17 protein-coding genes and 1 pseudogene are annotated in these 19,409 nt (G+C 41.8%); 12 read left to right on the plus strand and 6 right to left on the minus strand.

The genetic code is table 11. The features are described from left to right. Window positions 1-260: 260 nt before the first annotated feature. The 6 genes from BTJ40_RS23025 to BTJ40_RS04915 form a co-directional block, all read right to left on the minus strand. On the minus strand, window positions 261-533 hold the full coding sequence (locus BTJ40_RS23025) for an IS3 family transposase (protein WP_108735176.1): 273 nt from the start codon (window positions 531-533) through the stop codon (window positions 261-263). Between the two features lie 351 nt (window positions 534-884). Then, window positions 885-2,063: a hypothetical protein gene (locus BTJ40_RS04900; RefSeq protein WP_108732036.1), complete on the minus strand. Its 1,179-nt coding sequence runs from the start codon at window positions 2,061-2,063 to the stop codon at window positions 885-887. A 794-nt stretch (window positions 2,064-2,857) separates the two neighbouring features. After that, window positions 2,858-3,229, minus strand: coding sequence for a DUF6559 family protein (locus BTJ40_RS22135; protein WP_369974271.1), 372 nt, complete (start codon window positions 3,227-3,229; stop codon window positions 2,858-2,860). Between the two features lie 124 nt (window positions 3,230-3,353). Next, entirely contained in the window at window positions 3,354-3,836 is a 483-nt protein-coding gene (locus tag BTJ40_RS04905) for a YcxB family protein (protein WP_108732037.1), read from the minus strand. A gap of 881 nt (window positions 3,837-4,717) precedes the next feature. Beyond that, window positions 4,718-5,062 carry a hypothetical protein gene (locus BTJ40_RS04910; RefSeq protein WP_108732038.1) on the minus strand — a complete coding sequence of 115 codons (345 nt, stop codon included), beginning with the start codon at window positions 5,060-5,062 and terminating at the stop codon, window positions 4,718-4,720. Window positions 5,063-5,171: 109 nt separating this feature from the next. Next, complete coding sequence (locus BTJ40_RS04915; RefSeq protein ID WP_108732039.1) at window positions 5,172-5,570, minus strand: hypothetical protein; 399 nt, start codon at window positions 5,568-5,570, stop codon at window positions 5,172-5,174. Between the two features lie 1,010 nt (window positions 5,571-6,580). Between BTJ40_RS04915 and BTJ40_RS04920 the strand changes: the two genes are divergently transcribed. The 12 genes and pseudogenes from BTJ40_RS04920 (at window position 6,581) to BTJ40_RS23030 (ending at window position 18,840) form a co-directional block, all read left to right on the plus strand. Beyond that, window positions 6,581-7,981: a radical SAM protein gene (locus tag BTJ40_RS04920; RefSeq protein ID WP_108732040.1), complete on the plus strand. Its 1,401-nt coding sequence runs from the start codon at window positions 6,581-6,583 to the stop codon at window positions 7,979-7,981. A gap of 48 nt (window positions 7,982-8,029) precedes the next feature. Beyond that, the gene (locus tag BTJ40_RS22140) at window positions 8,030-8,221 is read left to right on the plus strand and encodes a hypothetical protein (protein WP_157953891.1); all 192 of its coding nucleotides are present in this window, start codon (window positions 8,030-8,032) and stop codon (window positions 8,219-8,221) included. A 62-nt stretch (window positions 8,222-8,283) separates the two neighbouring features. Further along, entirely contained in the window at window positions 8,284-8,991 is a 708-nt protein-coding gene (locus BTJ40_RS04930; protein ID WP_108732042.1) for a hypothetical protein, read from the plus strand. 122 nt (window positions 8,992-9,113) lie between these two features. Further along, window positions 9,114-9,746, plus strand: coding sequence for a hypothetical protein (locus BTJ40_RS04935; RefSeq protein WP_108732043.1), 633 nt, complete (start codon window positions 9,114-9,116; stop codon window positions 9,744-9,746). A gap of 74 nt (window positions 9,747-9,820) precedes the next feature. Next, window positions 9,821-11,809 (plus strand): ABC transporter ATP-binding protein, encoded by a 1,989-nt coding sequence (locus BTJ40_RS04940; RefSeq protein ID WP_108732044.1) that lies wholly within the window; start codon window positions 9,821-9,823, stop codon window positions 11,807-11,809. Continuing rightward, window positions 11,806-13,350, plus strand: a complete 1,545-nt coding sequence (locus tag BTJ40_RS04945; RefSeq protein ID WP_108732045.1) for an NAD(P)-binding domain-containing protein — start codon at window positions 11,806-11,808, stop codon at window positions 13,348-13,350. The genes BTJ40_RS04940 and BTJ40_RS04945 overlap by 4 nt, the downstream gene beginning before the upstream one ends. A gap of 127 nt (window positions 13,351-13,477) precedes the next feature. Continuing rightward, window positions 13,478-13,888 (plus strand): hypothetical protein, encoded by a 411-nt coding sequence (locus BTJ40_RS04950; protein WP_108732046.1) that lies wholly within the window; start codon window positions 13,478-13,480, stop codon window positions 13,886-13,888. A gap of 900 nt (window positions 13,889-14,788) precedes the next feature. Continuing rightward, window positions 14,789-15,484 carry an ABC transporter ATP-binding protein gene (locus tag BTJ40_RS04965; RefSeq protein ID WP_108732049.1) on the plus strand — a complete coding sequence of 232 codons (696 nt, stop codon included), beginning with the start codon at window positions 14,789-14,791 and terminating at the stop codon, window positions 15,482-15,484. Further along, complete coding sequence (locus BTJ40_RS04970) at window positions 15,481-16,641, plus strand: FtsX-like permease family protein (RefSeq protein WP_108732050.1); 1,161 nt, start codon at window positions 15,481-15,483, stop codon at window positions 16,639-16,641. The genes BTJ40_RS04965 and BTJ40_RS04970 overlap by 4 nt, the downstream gene beginning before the upstream one ends. Before the next feature lie 18 nt (window positions 16,642-16,659). After that, window positions 16,660-17,835: an ABC transporter permease gene (locus BTJ40_RS04975; protein ID WP_238152141.1), complete on the plus strand. Its 1,176-nt coding sequence runs from the start codon at window positions 16,660-16,662 to the stop codon at window positions 17,833-17,835. A 72-nt stretch (window positions 17,836-17,907) separates the two neighbouring features. Continuing rightward, window positions 17,908-18,492: a 2OG-Fe(II) oxygenase gene (locus BTJ40_RS04980; RefSeq protein WP_108732052.1), complete on the plus strand. Its 585-nt coding sequence runs from the start codon at window positions 17,908-17,910 to the stop codon at window positions 18,490-18,492. 66 nt (window positions 18,493-18,558) lie between these two features. Beyond that, a pseudogene (locus BTJ40_RS23030) lies at window positions 18,559-18,840 on the plus strand (transposase). Window positions 18,841-19,409: the final 569 nt, after the last annotated feature.

A 19,409-nucleotide genomic window follows, 5' to 3' on the forward strand; every position in this document is an offset into this window, starting at 1 on the left:
TTCTATTGAAGGCCTTTCAAGTCCCACAGCGAATCTACTAGTTACTTTAGATTATAGATTTCCTATAAAGTGACAATCAGATATATTTATTTGCAACTTAATAATCTACGGCAACCTAGTCTCTTCAAAAAAATAGCTCAGGGGCATGGCGCACATAAATCAGAGTGCCTGACTTTAACCACCGTTAGTAAGTAAATTTAAACGCCTATTTCAATCCTTTCACCCCACTCTGTTGTGGTTAACTCGAACTGAGTACTTCTCTAAGAACATTTCTCAAATTCGATAGGGACTACGTCCCCTAGTGTTGTATTTATTCTGCGTGAGTTGTAATAAGCAATATAGGCTCTTACATCTGCTATCGTATTCTCCCTTGTTGGATAGAGATTTCCCGTTAACCACTCTCGCTTCAGGCTGCTAAAGAAACGTTCAGTCGGTGCGTTGTCCCAACAATTTCCCTCTTCCTGCTTCAGATCCTTTATCCAGCGTTGCAGGTTATTGGCAGTTGTTCCTACAGCCTCTGCTGTCTTAGAAATCGAATATCCTTGCTAGGAGACTAGAGTTTCAGCGTCTTTCTTAAATTCCGGCTTGAAATGCCGACGTGTACCTTTTGTTGTCATAGTTCATCTTGCTTTGTAGTTTTACCATCTTAGCGAAGTGTCCGGAAGGATTAGATCACTACACTGAACCTAAAATCTATAAGCTACAAGGCAGGGCTAGACTACCGATATGTTTCCAGTCGGATAAAGTTGAGGTAACGCACCGCCATGGTATTCAACTTAAGTGAAGTGCTGCTCGACACTATCGTTGGGTAGAAATTTATTGCTGGTAGGAACTTCCCATTGCGGACCCGCTCGATGGGTGGTGTGGTAGCCGGTAGCTAAAAACTACCGGCTGCCCGATTTAGCTGCTCCATACTCTGCCTTTAAATCACTAAATAAGCGCATACATCTATTTAAGTTCTTGGTGGTATAACTTCTACACTCCGTTTTTCCAGCAAATTCATCTGGTACACTGTAGTTACGTATATCTCTAGTCTCTACTAAGAGCTCCTGCTCAAGTTCCCTTGCCTCTAGTTCAGAATCACATCTAATTGAATCGAATATTTTTACTAAATTATTTCCATACCGCTTTTTAAGGATGTCATCGTCTTCATCACTATTTGATCGGGATGATGAAATTCCAAACTTTAGTGTTTCGTTACCATTGACACTTAACAACATCAAAGCGATAATTGTAGAACCTCGATCATCCACTTCATCTCTACGAAGGTTGTGAAGACGTCTAATATTTTCAAAGTCATCAGAACTACATTCAGGGCAATTAAACCAAAGACCGACTTCGATATTATTAATTGTCGCACTGGTCTTTATTCCATGTTGTTTACAAAAAACCGTTACCCTTGTCACTCCTGATTCACGAAAGACTCCGCCATCAACCACCTCATAGTTATCGTGAAGCTGGTTATCAAATACGACAAGCTTTGCGCGCCGAATTATTTCTTTATCTTTTTTAAGATTTCTAAATGGATCAACTGTTGTTGGTGATTTTATCCAGTGCTTGAGATTCGCCTGTGAATATCCATGCTCCGGATGCCAAAAAATTATAGTCTTTGATGTCTTTCCTTCTTTAATGGCATACGGCCTATATTGTAATTTCTCGTTTTGGCATATTTTCTGTATGTATTTTTTATCAATTTTATTTGTTGTTCTGGGCTTGTATACGCCTTTTATTTTTCTTCTCAGCGCATAAGTTACTAGCGGATTTCCAACCAAGCCCCCTTTCTGAATAACGGAATGGACATAGTGCTTTTTAATTATATATCCAACGGGGAACTTACCTTCTCTTTCTAGGTATTCTAGGATAGCAATATCACAACAAGGCTTAGGAGAGGCTATTTTCCCACCGCTCTCCCTACTTGAGAAGTTAAAAGCTATCACTCTTGCAGGGCAACGATCATCTTCCAATAGTGCTTTTTCTATTTCTTCCTTTTTCTTTAGGCAAACCTTCTCTCTTACAACTTTTTCACCATCAGGATCTATCAAGGGATAATTTTCTTCAGTCATATGACTCTCTGATAAAGACAGCTAACGACTAACCAACGATCCCTGCGTTTTTAGCAGGGTATCATTCGGCGACTTGATACGCCCAGTATGGGCGTGGACTAATGGGGTGAAAGTCCTCTGTAGGAAGATCACCATTTAATGGATTCCATTAAATGCTAACTACTAGCGAATGGCAACTGCAATACCGTGAGGTCTTGTGGGGAGGAAGCTTCTAGCAAAACTACGAGTTGATGAACAGAAGCAGTTTATAAGACTCAGCCTGGAGGCGAGATGCCCAAGGATATCGAAGCCATGTGGTCTAACGGGTAGAGTCAATGATGCAATTGTGTAGTGAAAGTTTACGTTTTTATCTGGGGAGATCTGTTTAACTTGCTGTTGTGAAGCTGTCAGCGTGGCCGCTGACTCATAAATAGGCCCAACTCGATAGCCAACATCGCGGGGATAGAAAAAAAGTGGTGGAACACAGCAACGCCTCGGCCAGTAATGGCCTAGGTGATTAAACAGAAGTCAGCAGACGGCATAGTAGCCTAATGTCAAGATTAATACCTTGGACAGGGTGAAGGCCTGAACCTAAATCCACGAGTTAAAAGACAGGGCTAGCCTACCGATATGATACCAGTCGGATATAAAATTGAAGTAGCGCGCAGCCATGATACTTAGCTCAAATGAAGAGCTACTTGGTACTGCCGTTGGGCAGAGATTCATTGCGGATAGGGAGCCGCCTATTGCGGACCTGCATGATGGATGGCGTGGGGCTGGTAGCTAGAAACTATCGGCTACCCGATTTAAATGCCTCAATCTGTGCCGCCGCCGTCATCAATACCATGTGAACCACCACCAAAGTCAGAGCCAACAGATGCAACATCGTTACTACTAAAGTTTGCATTTCCGTAAAAATGAAGATTTCCTACTTCTCCACGCATTGCTCCGTAATCACACACCTCACCAATTTCATGATGATATGCATCAAATTCATTCTTTGAGCAAAAAATTGAAATCGCGTAACAGGTATAAATAATTGAGAGCCCTGACCTCTCAATCGTAGCCCTTACTTGTTTTGGGCGATACCTTTTAGATTTTCCATAATCTTTCGCTAGCAACCTAGGCAATTTCCGCAAGTACGATTTTATCGCTCTATTTCGTTTTATTCTTCGGATGAACTGCATTACGTGTTCCTTATGCGCATTTAACGCCTTGCCAAGCAGCAGCCCCGTAGGGGCGTAACGTTTGGGCAACTTGTTATGTATTGTATTAGCTGCATTGTAGGCACGATTTTAATTTTTATTGAAATCAATGTTTACCCTTAATCTTGGTAACTATCTCATTAATTAATTCAGGAGGTAATAACGATTTAGACAAGTACTGCTGCCCCCCAGATTTAGCCACCAAAATAAGCCCTAAATCGGTTTCAATAATACGCTCGATATCTGCCCACAACAGGGCTGTTATCGTATAAGGATTCTGTGTCTGGATTCCATCCTTATCTATGGTTAATTTCACTTCACTACCGGCACTTTTTCCAAGCATCTGCCGTGTTAACCACCAAGCTCGTCGATATCGAATGTGGATCAGTTCCAGCACGCCTAATGCAATTAACGTGCAACTTGCGATCTTAGGTTGCTCAGTAAATAACAGTAATCCCGCACCAGAAGATAATAATAATGTAGGAAGAAGATAATTGGGCTTGACATTTTTTCCATAGGGTAGAGACTGATCATAGCATTCGGCAAGGTAATCTCTAGATAAGGTAAATTGAGTATTAAAAGTCTGCATAAAAACAACTTATTGTATCTGGTAAATTTGTCGTAGCACTACAGTGAGTGTCAGGATGATCCTTTAAGCTAATGTCAAATACGCCACATTTCTCAATAAGGCCTGGACTTAGCCTCATATAACGCCTTTAGCAACGGTAAATTACGGAATCGAAGGCGTAGTAATTTGTCCGCTTGCCTAAATTTGGCACGCCCAGCGTGAGCGTGGACTAATGGGGTGAAAGTCCCGTGCAGGAAGATCACCGTTTAATTGGCGCCATTAAATGCTAACTACTAGCGAATAGCAACTGCAATACCGTGATGTCTTGTGGGGAGGAAGCCGCTAGCAAACTACGAGCTGACGAACAGAAACATCCTATAAGGCTTTGCCTGGAGGCGAGGTGGTCAAGGTCACCGAAGCCATGTGATCTAACAGGTTGAGTCAATGAAGCAGTTGTGTAGTGAAAGTTCACGTTCTTTCTGGGGAGATCTGTTTAGCCTGCTGTTGTGAATCTGTGAGTATGGCCGCTGACTCATAAGTAGGCCCAACCGCTAGTTACCATCGCGGGAATAAAAAAGTAGTAGAACACAGCAGCGCTTCGGTCAGTAATGATCCAGGTGATTTAACAGAAGTCAGCCGACGACATAGTAGCTTAATGCCATGATTAATACCTTGGACATGTTGAGGTCCTGAACCCAAAATCCATGAGTTAAAAGACAGGGCTAGCCTACCGATATGTTTCTAGTTGGATAAAGTTGACGTAGCGCACTGCTATGATACTCAACTCAAATGAAGGAGCTGCTCGATATTATCGTTGGGTAGAGATTTAGTACGGATAGGGAACTGCTCATTACGGATCCGCACGATGGGTGGTGGTAGCTAGAAACTACCGGCTACCGGATTTATGAGTTTCGGTACTCACCTATTACCTCGATTTTCCCAACAATATTTTTATTAAGATCTTCCAGATCTTCAGCGGGCACCCACCATTCAGTATGTGACTTAGCACCCACGCATTTTATGGGGTATTTTTCTATGAAGGACTTAACCACTTCAAATTTGGTTACGTAGCCTACACCGAAGTCGGTGATATTCCACTGTGTTAAGGCAATGGCATACTCTTCGTTTGTAACCGGATAAAAAATTGGTTGTTCTGGCAAACGAGGGGGCCATTTCTTATAGCCCGATTCCTTAACCAGTTCTGAATCTTTTTCGCCAGTGGGGCTATAGCAAGTGACAGTTTCCATGCTTTAAAGCTCAGTACTCATAACGCTTTGCTAAAGGGCAGCCGAAACACAGTGTAGGCTGTCCGTGGAGGACGCAACCTTTGCGCCCGGAACGTATTTAAGCAACTTGTTAAGTTTGCAGACGCGACAAATCTTCACAGATAGGTTCAACTTTTGAGAGAACCTCAATACATTCATTAGCAGTATAAATACAATAATGAACAATTGAGCTTTCTCGATAAATTTTACAGCTAAACATATGAAAACGCTCAATTAAATCCGATGCTTTTGTTTGCTGGAAAGTAGCGGCTGGATTACCTACCGTACTTTCTGGAGGCAACAAAAAGCCTTCATCTACTCTGTGGTAGTACATCGGGCCAGCCAGAGGAAATCTCACTCTTAATGCTTGCTTATTCGAGATCTTGTCACAGTAAGCCTCTAAAAGTATTCGAAAACCCTCCGAGTCGTCATGGATTACCTGAAACGAAAAATCTCGATACTCAGGAAATGCGTTCCAGCTTAAATCCATAATATTTCCGTAAACTTAACGCCTCAAGCACCGGCTTGGTAAAGTTGGTGACTTTTTTGGTACAAAAAAGGTGACAGCTTTACCAAGTCCGCGTGCTTTGACTTGATACGCCCAGCATGGGCGTGAACTAATGGGGTGAAATTCCTCTGTGGGAAGATCACCATTTAATGGGTTCTGTTAAATGCTAACTACTGGCGAATGGCAACTGCAATACTGTGAGGTCTTGTGGGGAGGAAGCGGCTAGCAAAACTACGAGCTGACGAACAGAAACATCCTCTAAGGCTTAGCCTGGAGGCGAGGTGACCAAGGACACCAAAGCTGGAAAAATATTTTAGGAATTTTATCAATTAGAATCTCCCTTATAATTATAACGCCCGGCTCACCGAGAAAATTTTGATGGCGGTTTGTGCATAATTTTGCACACAAGGTGACAGCTAAAATTTGTCCCGTGCAGCCACTTGGTACGCCCAGCATGAGCGTGGGCTAATTGGGGTGAAAGTCCCATGTAGGAGGATCACCATTTAATGGATACCATTAAATGCTAACTACTAGCGAATGGCAACTTCAATACCGCGAAGTCTTACGCCTGTGCTTGTTGGCAGGATTGATAGGGAGAAAATATCTGGCTGCCTAGGGGCAGTACGCCTGAAATTCGTGTATAGCGGACTTCAAGCAGAAAATTTGAGGGCTATTTCCCAGAAATTAAAGCTTTCCTCATAAAAAGGTCAATTTTTTAATCAGTTCAGTCTGGTCAGAGAAAAAGATTTAGTTGATCAGAGGTTCCCTAAACGTAGCCTTGCCTTGGAATACCATCAATACTGCAAACAGTGACACTAAAAACAACTTCTGCGGCTTATTTACACTAGACATCGAATTCAGAATTGTTTTTACTGGTGCTTCCATGGATAGAGTTCTGCGACTTTGTGAGAATAAACAGTCGCATTCTCGCAGTTTCTGTCCGTGGTTCCTACTCCTAGCAATCAAAAACTGTCCACAGTATTGATATAACAATGACTCAGACTAAAGAAGCTAGCCTTATTCCTGCAGAAATAATAAGCGCACTAGAAATAAATGACCCCGATGATCAAGCAGAATTTCATTCAATATATCAAGAAATTCCAGAGCAAGATAAGAAAGATTTAATTAAGTATGCCTCTTTAATGGGCTCTGGAGTTGCCAATACAACATTAAGCAATGTACCTGTTAGTGAAATTTTATCTGATAGCGAGCAAGAAAAGTATTCTAAGGAAAAGAATTCTCTAGACACAATCACGGTAGAGGATCTTAATATAAGCGGATCACATTTGGTTGCAGTCATGAAGGTAACACGCCTTTGCAATCTGAGGTGTTCCTACTGTCGCTCTTGGAGGGAGGGACCGAATCAAACAATGAAGTTTGAAACCATGTTGAAGGCGGTCAGTCAGGTGCTATCAATCCCAAATGTGAGCTCTATTGACTTTGTCTGGCATGGCGGTGAAGTAACGTTATTAAAGACGTCAATATTTAGAAAATTATTATGGTTACAAGAGAAGTTTAGAAGGCCCAACCAGAGAATAAAAAATACAATTCAAACAAATGCGTATTTAATTTCAGACGAATGGGCAAAGCTTCTCTCTGCATACAGCGTAACTGTAGGAGTTAGTATAGATGGCCCTCCAGAAATTAATGATAAGTATAGAAAAAATAAAGATGGTCTAAAAACATCAGAAAATATAGAGGAAGGGATAAAAAAACTAGGATCATATAATGTAGAGTATGGGGCACTTGTAGTAGTAGAGAAAGAAATTTTCGAAGCTGGCCCCAATAGACTTTTCGACTATTTTGACAATATTGGATTAAGGAAAATAAATTTTCTTAATGTTATTCCAGATATTTACGCCCAAGAGCATGTTCTAAATGACCAGAACTATATACCATACCACCTGTATATAGAATTCTTGTGTGACGCATTTCGTGTTTGGAAGCAAAAATACCGGGAGAAGCTTTTAATATCTGACTTTGAAGACTTGATGACAGCTATTAAAAATAAATCCAAGCCAAAAACATGTTTGTGGTCCGGCGATTGCCTTAAAAGTATCGTTACAATAGAGCCTGAAGGCACTGTAAACCCATGCGATAAATATATAGGAGGCAAGGATGTTAGCTATGGTTCAATTTTTGAAAGTAGCTTATCCTCTCTTATAAATAGATCTTCTTTTGTAGATATCGAAAATAAAAATTACCGTAACTCTATAAAGAATATGCATAAATGCAAGTGGAGTGGCATTTGCAACGGAGGATGTCCGCACGATAGAGCGCTAGATGTAAAGTTTAAAAACAATATGGATCTGGAATGTTGTGGCCTATCACCTTTGTTAGAGCGAATTAACAATATGGTTTACTCTGATTCAGAGGGCCGTCACTCTGAATGATATTGAATTAATGGCGGAATCCTATAATTCTCTTGAGGAGATAACACAATGGAAAACATGGCTACTAGTACTAGCAGCTCTTTCGAAAGAGTTTCAGCATTTTTGGCCGAAAGAAATAGCAAAGTTGCTAATCAGTTTAACGCGGTTGCTGAAGAGCCAACTGCTAAAGTTGATATTTCTGACGCTAAGGCTCCTGAAGCTAAATCACCTACTGCGTGGGGATGGGGCTGGCCCCTTTAGTCGTAATTGTCGGCGGGGCTTCCTCGCCGACTATATTTCATATGGAGAATTTGTAATCCAAAATGAAGAATTCTGAATACATATTGAGCTTAAATAATGAGTCCAGCTTGTCTGCAGAGTATTGTGGCGCAGTTAAATTTTTTGATTCCAACGAATTTTTAAGAACTTTAGAGGCGCTCGACAGTTCTATAGAGGTTTTATTTTCAAGCGCCCCATTAATGATAAAAAGACTTAAGCGTCACTCAGAACATGAGAAAAGTGGCTCTGACTTTATAAGGATGGTTTCAAGAAATATACATATAGGCGATACACTTAGAAAGGAGCTTACCGAGCACGCAAATGATGAATTAAAGCATTCGCGTATGTTTAATGCATTGATAAAACATTTTGAAACCATTAATGATTATCACTCTAGATATGAATATGAGTATGATACCGATTCAGATGTAGAGAAATTTATGGGTGATGTTGATCTGTTTCTTATCTCAACACACTGTGCCGAGCTTAGAAATTTATTCATACTGAACGGATATTTGGTACAAGAAAAATGTGGGGGAATGGCATTTCCATCATCATTTTATCCCGCAATCCATGAAATTCATAAAGATGAAATTAGGCATGTTGTATATACACAGGCTTATGTATCAAAGCTCGCATCGAACCCAGAGCTCCTTAGATATTTTAAGTTTTGCCTTGAGGACTATGAGGAGTTGTTATTGAAAGAGGTATCTATCTCTATCGCTGCCATCCCTGAGAATGAAACGAAATAAATATGGAGCTGTAGACTTAAGCTTTCAATAATGTCTAGGGGCAAGCTGTATGGATATTCTTCATAATTTAGATATCGTTGCATGCTCTGTTTATATTTTTTTACAGCGGATCATTTAGCGCATTGCAAACATACAAAAATGAAAAACTAGAAGGCAGAAAAAATGAAGAAAGCATTCTTCATGTTTCTTTAAATTTGTATAAGAATCAAGAAAAGAAAGCCTCTGGAAAACCTATTAATATGAATATAGAATCGATAGGTAAGCAGTCTAGAGAATATTCCAACAACACAGAAGAACTAGAAAAAAAGATTGGAAATTCCATAGAAATAGATTCCCCTAAAATTATAGAAGAGAATGCACATCAAAAAAATACGTATGAAAAACACGAAAAGCATGGTGAATCTCACCACATTTATTTAAATAGAATCGATGATTCGATTCTATTTGGTGGTGATGAGGGCTGCAAGCAAGAAATGAGCTATAATAGCGTATTCGATCAAAGGCTACAGAGAAAAATCCAAGATTCAAAAAAAGCACATTTCACTTCACGGCCAAAAGAAATATATGAAAAAAGAATGGCCGTGAATGGGGGGCTAGTAATAACAGAGAAAGGTTGTTATGAATATAAAAAGCTACACACGCTCGATATCGATTCCAATATTGCGCAACTATTTCGAATCAAATATGTTTTGCCCGATAATGGGGGAATAGATTTAAGTAAAAGTGAAAAGGAAAAGAGATTCAAACTCCCTTGAGAATTTGTAGAAATAGAAATGACTTCAGAAAGTTGTTGTTTTGGTCGTCATTCTAATGATATACGGGTTTTTAATTGAATATTTTTGATTCTATAAGCAGTGGCCTGTCGTCCAATAAAAATACGGATCATTCCCACGCATCGGCAAACGATAATGGTAAAGAACGGTTTTTCCTGGAACAGACAGAGTTGGATTTTCAGCATTCTCATAATGTCTGGAAAATTCTTTTACCATTAATAAGGCCACACTTGGGGCTCGCATTCAGCGCAGTTCTGATTTTGGCGGTTTCCTCTCTTGCAACTTTGGTTATGCCCTGGCTTGTAGGCGCCACTTTAGACGTTTTGTTTTCTGGGAAGATAATCGATAATGTTCCTGTACATCTCGCATGGCTCTTTGGTTTGGTTCTCCTTGTCGGATTCAGTTCTGCACTTCGTTCCTATTTAATGTCCGTATTGGGATACAAAGTAGCTGCCAACCTTCGTGAATCCTTCTACGCTATTACAATGCGCAGACCAATGAGCTTCTTCGACAACCTACGAGCCGGAGATTTCGGTAGTAACATCATTGTCGATATCAACATTATTGGTAATTTTGTCGGCTCCAAAATTGCAACACTAGTCAAAGACGCAGCCTTACTTGTTGGTGGCATCACTCTCCTTATTGTTATGAGTGTGAAACTGGTGGCACTAGCTCTCTTAACAGTTCCCTTGGTGTTGTGCGTTCTTTATTTTTTTGGCCAGCTCGTTGCTAAAAGTTCGAAGTCAGCACAAGATGCCATGGCCAGATTGTTGACTAAAGCGATTGTAAATCACGAAGCCGTGAGCAGCATCCGTGCTTTCGGACAGGAAAGAGCAGAAGCACTGCGCTTCTCGGACGCGATTTGGGATGCCTTCGAGAAACACCGCATTTTGTGCAAATGGCGCGCAGTAATGAATGCGGCACTTACAATCCTTATTTTCAGCGCTATCGGGGTAATGATAGTAAAAGGCGCCATGGAAGTGGTGGCCGGTAGCATGACTGGTGGAGAAGTTGCCAAATTCATAGGGCTATCTGTAATTGTCGCATCCGCAATTGACTCCTTTCGAGAATTCTATGGGGAATTTCAGGCCGCAAAGGGGGCTATACACCGACTGTCCTCTCTATCGTTATCCGATCAAGAAACGTTAGAACCATCTCCAAAGTCTACAATAGTACCGTGGAATCTAAAGCGACCCGATATAGAATTTCACAATGTCAGCTTCGCCTATCCTTCTAACCCTGAAAAGAAAGTTCTAAAAGAAGTAAACATTAGAGTCAATTCTGGTGAAACAGTGGCATTAGTAGGACCATCAGGCTGTGGGAAATCAACACTTTTCAAACTACTAATGAGGTTCTATGAGCCTCATTCAGGGGAAATTCTAATTGATGGTAAATCAATAAATAAGCTAGACCCAAGATCTGTCAGGAGCCGGTTTGCTCTCATTCCTCAAGAAAGTCATATTTTTGGAGATACTGTTCTCGCTAATATTGGTTTCGGTAAACCTGATACAGATCTGAAAGCCATAAAACGCGCTACTAATCAGGCTGGCGCCAACAATTTTATCCGAATGCTACCTCAAGAGTTTTTAACTGTGCTCAGCGAGCGTGGCACGGACTTATCTGGCGGGCAGCGACAGCGGATAGCAATTGCTCGGGCTCTACTGCGAGATGCCTCTATCTTACTTTTGGATGAGGCTACTTCAGCGCTTGATGCAGAATCAGAGCAGCTCGTGCACAATGCCCTTAAGAAATCTAAGGCTGGTTGCACCAAATTGATAATCACTCATCGATTATCCACTATAAAAAATGTCGACCGAGTTATTTTGATGAATTCAGGTTGTGTCATCGATAGTGGAACTCACTCAGAACTTATTGAGCGCAATGCATTATATCAACGGCTGGCGAAGCTTCAAAACATCGTTGAGGCGACTTCGGAAAGTAAGGCGTTCGAAACGTGTGGTGTAACTACTACACCTTCGAGTGCCGAACCTAGAAAGATTATTCTAGGAGATGAGATTAAAAAATCGGAAGATCAGAGAACATGAAATATACTGTCATTATCCTTGGTGCTGGACCAGGTGGATTACAGCTGGCCCATTTTCTTGAAAATACAAATATCGACTATTTAGTACTTGAAAGACACAATGAGGCGGGTAGTTTTTTTCGGAAACTGCCACGAGGTCGTAGATTAATCTCCATAAACAAACCCAATACAGGTTTCGAAAATTACGAGAAAAATTTACGATGGGACTGGAACTCCTTGCTTGGAGGTTGTGAAGATCCACCCTTCAGCGATTATGACAATGAGTTCTATCCAAACGCCGACTCAATAGTGAGGTATCTTAACGATTTTACTGCTCGCCATTTCCTCAAAGTTCGGTTTGGTGAGGATGTCGAAGAGGTAACGCGTCAAGGCGACAACTTCCGCTTAAGAACCGGTGGTGGTAATACTTTCTCCTGCGATTATTTGGTAGTAGGTACGGGAGTAAGCAAAACCCACAACCCTCCATTTTCGGGCGCGGATCTAATCCCGTCATACACAGACTACTCCATGGATCCGGCAGTTTATACTAACAAGCGCGTGCTGGTAATTGGGAAAGGCAATTCCGCATTTGAAACAGCGAATTACCTACTTCCCTTTGCGAGCCACCTTCATTTGATTAGTCCGAATTATCTAAGGTCCGCAGCATATACCCACTTTTCTGGAGATCTTCGTTCCATAAACGCTACTTTTCTTGATACTTTTTTTCTGAAGCAACAAGGGGCTGTGTTAAATGGAACCATAGAATCTATCACGCCCGTCGGAGAAGGCTACGAGGTTCAGGTTACTTATACCGAGAACTCGATGTCCGTTACTCTTTATTACGACAGGGTAATCAAAGCTACCGGTTTTAGCTTCGATACATCAATATTTTCATCGGAATGCATGCCCGACATTGCACATGAGGAGCGTTTACCAGATATTACTTGCGAATGGGAAAGCACTAACGTCAAGAAAATGTTCTTCGTCGGAACCCTTATGCAGGGCAATGACTATAAGAAATCCGCTTCAACCTTCATTGCCGGAATTCGCTACAATGCCAGAGCGCTGGGCTATTTTTTGAGAAAACGTATTACAGGCGAAGTATGGCCAGTCTCCTCAGTTCCATGCAAAGGTGAAGAGCTATATAAATCTATTTTTTCGAGAATTCACAATTCTTCTTCTCTCTGGCACCTTTTCGGCTGCATGTGTGATGCCTATGTTTATGACCCTGAGGGCAAAGTATATTTACATTATAGGAATATCCCCAACCGTGTGGTGGATGAGCAGGAGCTATTCAAAGGAAGCATTGGCTTTACCCTACAGTTCGGATATCACTCTCCGAGAGATCCACAGGAGCGCAAGAAGTTCGATGACCATGGTTTCATCCATCCGATTGTCTGCCTTTGGAACGATGGACAGATCAAACGGGAAAGTCATATGCTGCTAGATGTCCATGCGGAATGGGAGGACATGAATTTCTTCGGAAAGTCTTTGCAGCACCTTATTGAGGAATGCCATGATAGTCTGCCGGATTTGGAGCCTACTATGAGTAATCGCCAATGATGATTTTATGAAAAAATTCACTATCAATACTTCGGACAGTTTTAAGAAGTAAAACAGGTAGGAACCACGGGCAGATACTGAGAGAATAAGGTTCTCAAATCAAATCAAAACAAAACAATACCTGCCCATGGAAGATGTAGTAAAAACTGTTTTCGCCAAAATGTCCAATGTTAAAAGACCGCAAAGAAAGTTCATGCTCTCTCTGTTTGCCGTCTTGATGGTGTTTCAAGGGAAAGCAATCTATCTGAACATGGGGCGATACAGTTCTGCCAGTGAGAAACGCTTTTGTCGCTGGTCTCGTAGAGAATTTGATTTTGTCCAGTTCAATAAAGAGTTATTTACACGAGAATTTCCTCGCAATCATGAGCATGTAGCGGCTATCGATGCAAGCTTTATGAGTAAGTCAGGTCAAAAAACTGAAGGGTTGGGGTGGTATTACAACGGCAGTGCCAGAGAGTCACAACGCGGTCTCGAAATTTCCATGATCAGTATCACTGATCTGAAGTCAAATACCGCCTATGTCTTGGATGCTCATTAGATAATAGATGAAGAAGGTCGATCTCGAATTGAGTTATATGCCGATCATGCCGGCAAAGTTGCGGCAACAATTCTTGCGCTTGGTATCAAATATCTAGCTGCAGATGCTTATTATAGCAAGGCTAAATTTGTTTCAGTTATCATTCCAGCAGGATTACACATTGTTGGAAATGTTGCGAATAGATGCAGACTTACAGTGGTTATACGAGGGGGTATACAAAGATTCTGGGCGCCCCAAAAATATGATGGCAAGGTTGATTTTGATGCAGATGTGCATCGTTTTGACTACGTTGGTATTCTGAATAAAAGAACTGAAGTATATACGAAAATTGTTTATGCAAAATTTTTAAAACGAACCATTCGCGTTGTGATGTTTAAATCGATAAAGAACGGCAAAAAGGGTCATGCATTACTGTATTCGAAAGACACAGAGCTGGATGCAATGACATTGGTTGAGTATTAAAAGTCGAGATTCCAAATAGAATTTCTATTCAGAGATGCAAAACAGCACACTGGTTTGGCTCATTGTCAGTCAATCCGAAAAGAGGCAATCAACATGCATGTCAATGCAATCATTGACGGCTCTAAACTTGCTAAAAATCGAAGATAGAAAGGCGAAACAAACGGACGAAGCTACGATCATTTCAATTGCTAGTTGGAAGTGTCGCAAATTCAATCAGCACCTTATGGATAGAATTTTTGACGAGTTAAATCTGGATTTAAGTTGTGGGAAAGTTGTCCGCATTTACGAACGGTACAGTGACTACCAGGCTATAGCTGCATGAAACTGTCCGAGGTATTGTAGAAGCTAAAGGTTAATCTTCTACTCTAGCGAAGTGATGTATCGGAATATGCGAAATGTAACTGCCCTGCGTTTTCAACAGATACCTGAGGAATTATAATGTCGCAGAATATATTGTTTAAACTAAATGGAGTCAGTAAAAGTTTCATTAAAGGTGGAGAGAAACTATCTATATTTAGCAACCTAGATATGACAATAGAGAACGGTGATTTTGTCGCTATTATGGGACCTTCCGGATCTGGCAAAACTACACTGTTGAACATGCTTGGCGGTGTAGACAAACCCACTGGCGGCGAGATCTTTTTCGAGAATGTTAGGGTAGAAAACCTAAGTGAAAGTCAACTCACCCATTGGCGTGCGCGCAACATCGGATTTGTCTTTCAGTTCTACAACCTTATGCCTATGCTTAATGCGTCGCGTAATGTGGAGCTTCCGCTATTACTCACCAATCTCTCTAAGGAACAGCGCCGCAGAAGTGTAGAGACGGCACTTGTGCTGATGGGGCTTTCTGATCGCGCCAAGCATATGCCCAATGAAATGTCCGGCGGACAGCAACAGCGGGTGGCTATAGCCCGCGCAATAGTCTCTGATCCAAAACTAGTTCTGTGTGACGAACCTACTGGAGATTTAGATCGCCAGACTGCGGATGAAATTTTGGAGATGCTCCAGCTTTTAAACCGTGAGCATGGAAAAACTATCGTAATGGTTACCCATGACCCTGCAGCAGCAGCTTATGCAAAGCGTACCCTACACCTGGACAAAGGTAAGTTTATACAAAAGGAGCTAGTGGTATGAGCGATTTCTATTTGATCTATAAAAATATGACCAGGAAGCCGTTGCGACTTTTTCTTACATGCTTTGCCATATCTATCGCTTTCCTGATCTTCGGAGCAGTTTCCACTCTTAAAGGTGCTTTGGATTCTCGTGTAGAACTTTCCGCGGAAAACCGTTTATTGGTTTTTAGCAAACTTAATTTTTCCGTACCGCTTCCTATCGCCCACTTCCAGAAAGTTAAGGCCATCGAAGGGGTAAAGGATATTACTCATATTACTTGGTTCGGCGCATATTATCAAGATCCTATCGAGCAGGTTGGAGCCTTTGCAGTCGACCCTGAGTCTTATCTGAAGGTATACGATGAACTAGAGGTGGATTCTAAACAGCGCCTTTCTTGGTTAGGCAACCGACAAGGTATACTGGTCGGGAAGAAATTAGCAGACCGCTACGGTTGGAAACCTGGAGACCGAATTCCTATATCGTCAAATATTTATTCCCACAGGAATGAAGGGAATACTTGGGACTTTGTGGTGGAAGGCATTTTTAATGCTTCTGATGAGCGAACAGATACAGGGAAAGCACTATTTCACTATAAATATCTTCAAGAAACTGCCTCGTTCGATGGCGACAGTGTGAGTCGTCTATCATTGACTACTAAAAGCTCCTCGCTAAACGACAAGGTTTCCAAAAGCATCGACGACATTTTTTCCAACTCACCATATGAGACAAAAACGAGTTCTGAAAATGCCTTTTATAAAGAATACTTTGACCAAGTAGGCAACATTGGCCTGATTATTTTTGGCGTTGTGTCTATGGCTTTTCTTACCATTCTAATGGTCGTGGGCAGCACTATGGCTCTGGCCATCCGAGAGCGCACTGGTGAGATAGCTGTGTTGAAAACCATAGGGTTCTCCAGCATCCGAGTATTTAAGATTGTATTATCAGAGTCTTTGCTGATTTCCATTCTCGGCGGGGCCAGCGGCTTATTAGGGGCCTATTGCTTAATCCTCGGAGTTAGTGCCAATTGGGGCAGCTCCCTGCCTGGCTTGGTGATGCGTCCTGAAACACTACTGCAGGCCACTAGTTATATGCTGTTGCTGGGGTTGATTACCGGCCTGATACCGGCGCTCAATGCCCTACGTTTAAATATAGTTTCCGCTTTCAATATAGCGAGTTAAATTATGGGATCTTATTTTTTGCAAGTAATCGCTGTCGCGACGATGAATGTTCGTGGTCTCCCTCGCCGCCTGTGGATGTCGCTAGCCATGATTCTGGCCTCAGCTGTGGTTGTAGTAATACTGCTGGCTTTCCTAGCCATGGCTAAAGGGTTCGAGGCTACCATGAAAGGGGCAGGCTCTGACGACCTTGCAATTATCATACGTAAAGGTGCATCTGCCGAAATCAACTCGGTGATTACTCGAGAACAGTTAAGCCTGCTGACTGAGTCTCCTGGGATCGCTCGTGACACCAAAGGGCCTGATGTTTCTGCAGAACTCTATGTGAGTGTCAGCGGCACTAAGAAAGATTCTGGCTCTGAGACCAACATTCCTCTTCGAGGATTGGGAACTCGAGGTATGGCTATGCGGAAAAATATGCGCCTTGTAGCCGGGCATGTTTTTACTCCTGGGACCAATGAGATAATGGTAGGAGAAGGAGTATTACGAGAGTTTAATGGTTTTGAAATTGGGCAAGAAGTTCGTCTTGGTGAAAGTGTGTGGATTGTAGTTGGTATATTTTCTACCGGCGGCAACGTATTCGAAAGCGAGATTTGGGCGGATGCAAAGATGCTTCAGAGCCTCTACAGCCGCGGTAGTGGCTACCAGATTGTTCGTGCAAGGCTGGGAGATTCTAGCGAATTAATACCTATAGAAAAAACTATTGAAGAAAATTCGCAGCTGAATAACCTTGACGTTAAAATTGAGTCCAGCTTTTTCATTGCTCAAAGTAAACAATTACAGTACATTGCTTGGTTTGGTCGAATCGTTAGTTACATTATGGCTGTTGGGGCTTTAGCAGGCGCGCTTAACACCATGTACACATCGGTGTCAGATAGGGCTCAGGAAATAGCCACTCTCCGCGCCTTGGGATTTAACAATTTCTCTGCATTTTTCGGCACACTCGTCGAGGCTGTGATGTTAGCAGTGGTGGGCGGCCTATTCGGTTCTCTCATTGCTTATATATTGTTTGATGGAATGAATGCCTCAACTCTTGGTGGTAGCTTTACCCAAGTGGCATTTAGTTTCGATATGACACTGGATCTGTTCATTCAAGGAGTGACTCTAGCGCTGACTATTGGCATTGTTAGCGGATTTTTCCCTGCTTGGCGTGCTGCGCGTATGCCGGTAGCATTAGCGTTTCGAAGAAATATGTAAACATTAACTAAAAAATTCTGAAATTTTAATTAGAGTCTTGCCTGATTATTATAGGCAACGAGGGTATAAACAATGATCCCCCCTAATTCAACTGTGTTACTTGAAGAGAATTTTTTAACCATTCAGGAGTGCGATGAGCTAATTCAATCCAGCAGTCCTTATTTGGAGGAAGCTCTAATATATGATCGGAATTCGGAAAAGTACCAGACCCTGAAAGAATTCAGATCTTGTTGTCAGACAGTAGAGTACTTAGGTGACAAACATGAGGTTTTTGGCTCGGTTGCAATAAGAATAGCCAATTTACTGTGTGTCAGTCAGGAATTGTGTGAACCTGTCAAAGTTGTTCGCTATAGAAAGGGGGACTACTTCAGACCTCACTTCGATGCTTTTGGGAAGGATTATCTGGATGGTTTGGATGAATTTGACAAGCACGGGCAGAGAGTAAATTCGGTTATTATATATCTCAATGATGAGTATTCCGGTGGTGAAACCTATTTTCAAGAATTAGGTATTAAAATCGAACCTTCTAAAGGGGCTATGCTAATAATTAACAATGTCGATGGTAATGGAAATATTAATCCATTGTCATTACATGAAGGAAGGGAAATTACCAGCGGGGAAAAATGGATAGCGGTATGCTGGATCAGGGATAAGTAGTTACGGCATTTATTACCTAGAAGCTGTTTCATAACTTAAAATCAGTTATTCTTACGGCCTCATGAAATGATAAGACCAGTAAGTGTGAGCAGATTTAAGTCAAAATTAACCGATGCTCAGTGGAAATTGATTGAGCCTTGCCTTCCTCAGTTAAAACGTGGAAAAGGTGGCCTAAAACCCATTGACAACCGTGCTTGTTTTGAGGGTATCTTGTGGATTTAGCGTTCAGGAGCACGATGGAAGGACCTCCCTTCATCTTATCCCTCGTCGAGTACTTGCTGGAGAAGACTCCAGTTGTGGGAAGAACAAGGCACTTGGCTGGAGGCTTGGCGAGAGTTTCTCGGATAGCTCGATCACAAATCTCTGCTTAACTGGGAAGAAGTCTTTTCCGATGGCAGCTTTGCTTCAGTAAAAAAAGGAGGGCTGAAGTCGGAAAAACTAAGCAGGGCAAGGGTGCAAAGTGGATGGTGGGATGGCGAAGGTATTCCATTGGGAGGCACCGTTACTTCGGCCTCACCAGCAGAAGTAAAGTTATTGCATCCACTACTGGATGTTACCTATAAAAATACAAAAATTCGACGCCTAATATACGACAAAGCTGCAGATTCGGATCTTTTACGATACAGCTTGGCCCGTCGTGAAATTGACCTGATTTGTCCCCACCGTAGGAACAGAAGAAAACCTTCTAAACAAGATGGCAGGAAGCTTAGAAGGTACGTGCGGTGTTGGAAAGTTGAGCGAACTTTTGCATGATTAGGAAACTACCGTCGCTTGGTCGTCAGGTGGGATCGCTATTTATCTTCTTACAGAGCTTTTTCTATATTGCCTGCATGTTGATTACGTTAAAGAAATTATGAAACAGCTTCTAGTAACATCGGCATCCTCCCTGGGCAATTGACATTGGGGCTAACTCGGAG

Origin of the sequence: Microbulbifer sp. A4B17 (assembly GCF_003076275.1) — a bacterium.
In the GTDB taxonomy this organism is placed as follows: Bacteria; Pseudomonadota; Gammaproteobacteria; order Pseudomonadales; family Cellvibrionaceae; genus Microbulbifer.